This window comes from Actinomycetota bacterium, from assembly GCA_005774595.1.
Taxonomy (GTDB): Bacteria; Actinomycetota; Coriobacteriia; order Anaerosomatales; family D1FN1-002; genus D1FN1-002.
On the sequence record VAUM01000258.1, the window covers coordinates 1 to 2,834 of the forward strand.

Here is a 2,834-nt window from a genome sequence, read left to right on the forward strand (position 1 = left end):
GTTGTGGTGGTTCGGGTCGCCGGCCTTGTCGCCTACGGCAGGCGCGATGATGTCGCCGGACGGCAGCGACGGGCCGTCGTGGACCGTGACGATGCCGGTCTTGTCGTCGGCGCCCTTGATGATGACCGGCGCGAACCCGCCGATCGAGGCGAGGTGCGCGGCCATCGACTGGATGGTCTGCATCTCGACCGTGTCGCCCATGTGCAGGTAGTAGACCTGGCTCTCGGTGACGACCACGAACATCGCGAGGTTGAACGCGTACGTGCCCTCGCGCAGGATCTGGCGCTGCGGGCCGCGCTGGCCGCCGTTCTCGAGGAAGAAGCGGACTCCCTGGAAGGTGTTGCCGGGCACCATGCGGCCGAGCGTCTGGCCGCCTTCGAGCGGCACGCCGTCGCGCGCGAACACGTAGCCGATCTTGCCCTGCGGGATGGTCACGAGCGGCATCGTGTGGACCTTGTACATGAGCGGCGTACGGAAGTGGATGCCGCCTCGCAGGACGTCGGGCTGGTATCCCGCCTCGCCCTTGAGCGCGATGATCTGGTCCTTCAGGGACCCGCGCGGCGACCACCACTTCTCGACGATGCCGACGCGGTCGGACCGGATGATCCGGAAGCCGACGAGCCACAGCAGGACGACGAGACCGACGAAGCTGCCGATGATGGCCGTGCCGGCTATACCGAGGAACGCGATGATGTCCATGTGCGAGAGCCTCTCCCCCGAGGGTGGACGCCTGTGGGCGACGCGCGACGACGCGCGTGACGCGCGGATGTCAGCGTATTCCTACCCGCTGACATGGGCAACGGGGCGGGTGCGGGCGCTACACCGCGGTCGGCGGATCCTCGACCCAGCGGACGTGTTCGCCGAGACCCGCCGCGACGGCACGGTCGTACAGCCGACGGTCACCCGTGACCAGCGGCGCCCCGTGCGAGATCGCCGCGGCGAGGTAGAGGCAGTCGCCCGAGGGGTGCCGCAGGCGGATCGCCAGCTCGAAGGCGTCCTCGGCGAACAACGCGTCGTCGATCAGCTCGATGGGTAGGGTCCGCGCGAACTCCCACCGCTCGCGCGCGTGGGCCTCGGGCACCCCGGACACACGGTGCTGCTTGGTGGCGGTCGACAGGACCTCGGAGACGAGGACCGCGGGCGCGATCATGCGGTGGGCGGTACCGAGGTGTGCCCGCGCTGCAGCGGTGCGCTCGCCGATGAACATGACGTCCCCGACGACGCTCGCATCAATCGTCAGTGCCATCGGCATCCTCGCCCCGGATGCGGCGCCACTTCTCGTCCTCTTCGGCCTCGATCAGCCGCTTGATCTCCTCGCTCGTCGGGAGGTTGGGTTCACCCGGGATCGGGTGCTCCTCCTGGAGCCGGCGCATGCCCTCGAGCCATTCCTGAATCGTGAGATTGCGTGGGCACCCGCGCTCGATGACCTCGCGGGCCTCCGCCTCCATCGAACGGCCGTTGCGCTTCGCCTGCGCCTTGAGGCGCGCGATGACGTCGGGATCCACGTTGCGTATGTGCAGGTCGGGCACGGTGACCGCCTCCTGCCGTCGTTCCGTCCGGACCGCCACCGCCTCACATCCCCCCTCGTCAGATTCTCGGGACGAGCGTAGCGGGCGGGTGTGAGCGGAGTCCAAACGGCGTCCGAACCGCGCGTTGCAAGCATTATGCTAGCACGGCGGAGGGTGCGGCGGTGCGCGCCGCGCGTGACATGGTGGTCGGCGACCGCGCTCCCCTACCGCTTGGCGGCGGCCTTCGCGGCGAGGAACTCGTCGTAGGTCTCGGTGAAGGTCTGGGAGCCGTCGGCGCCGGTCAGCACGTAGTAGAGGTAGCCGGTCTTCGGCGGATGCGCCGCGGCGGAAAGCGCCTTCATCCCCGGGTTCGAGATCGGACCGGGCGGCAGGCCGTCGTGCAGGTAGGTGTTGTAGGGGCTCTCGCGCTTCGTGTCCTCGATGGACAGGTTCTCCTTCGGCTGGTCCATGGTGTACTGGACCGTCGCACACAGCTGCAGCTTCATCGGCTTGCCGAGGCGGTTGTAGATGACCGAGGCGACCTTCGGGAACTCGGCGGACAGCTGGGCTTCGCGTTCGAGGATCGACGCGATGACGACGACCTCGCCGAAGGTCAGGTTCTTGGACTTCGCGTAGGACCAGTCGAGGCCGGCGGTGCGCTTGTCGAACTCGTCGAGCATCTGCTCCACGACCTGGTCGGGCGTGGCGCCCTCCTCGATGCGGTAGGTCGCCGGGAAGAGGTAGCCCTCGAGCGAGCCGTCGTAGGCGTCGGCGAGGTACGGGTGGTCGACGGCGAACTCGGGTGCGCCGTGCGTCATGAGCGCGAGCAACTCGTCCTCGGGCAGGCCCGCCTCGTCGGCGAAGCGCGCCGCGATCTGCCGCGCGGTGTAGCCCTCGGGGATCGCGACGTCGGCGTAGACGAGGTCGGGGCCGTCGGCGAGCGCGGCGAACGCCTCCTCGTAGGTCATGCCGGTGACGAGGTCGTACTTGCCCGCGAGCCAGTTCGAAGTGCCGTCGGTGTAGCGCGCTCGCAGGCGGAACATCGCCGCGTTGGGCACGACGCCCTCGCTCGCGAGCATCGAGCCGATCTGCGCGACCGTCGAGCCCATCGGGATCTCGACGGCCACCGGCTTGCCGGCGGGAACGGCCGACGTCGGCCGGACGAAGGTCGCGTAGCCGATGATGGCGGCCGCGACGAGCGCGAGGCCGACGGACAGCGCGCCGATGGCGAGGATGCCGCGCAGGGCACCTCGGCGGCGCGCAGGACGCGGGGCGCGGATGCGCGGCGCGCGCGCGGCGCGCGGGGCCGGGGGCGCGGAGTGGCGG

At 69.8% G+C, this 2,834-nt stretch carries 4 protein-coding genes; all 4 read right to left on the reverse strand.

Annotation, left to right across the window (positions count from 1 at the left end; genetic code table 11):
- Positions 1-699: flotillin family protein (locus FDZ70_08805; protein ID TLM71651.1), on the reverse strand; the 699-nt coding region annotated here is incomplete at its 3' end.
- Positions 700-817: 118 nt separating this feature from the next.
- The gene (locus FDZ70_08810) at positions 818-1,252 is read right to left on the reverse strand and encodes a type II toxin-antitoxin system VapC family toxin (GenBank protein ID TLM71652.1); all 435 of its coding nucleotides are present in this window, start codon (positions 1,250-1,252) and stop codon (positions 818-820) included.
- Entirely contained in the window at positions 1,230-1,568 is a 339-nt protein-coding gene (locus FDZ70_08815) for a hypothetical protein (GenBank protein ID TLM71653.1), read from the reverse strand. The genes FDZ70_08810 and FDZ70_08815 overlap by 23 nt, the downstream gene beginning before the upstream one ends.
- Positions 1,569-1,732: 164 nt before the next feature.
- On the reverse strand, positions 1,733-2,834 hold a 1,102-nt coding region (gene mltG, locus FDZ70_08820), incomplete at its 5' end, for an endolytic transglycosylase MltG (GenBank protein ID TLM71654.1).

Bases quoted from the DNA above. Each gene is read 5' to 3' on its own strand.
- FDZ70_08810 (TLM71652.1), bottom strand. From the start codon at position 1,252: ATGCCGATGGCACTGACGATTGATGCGAGCGTCGTCGGGGACGTCATG.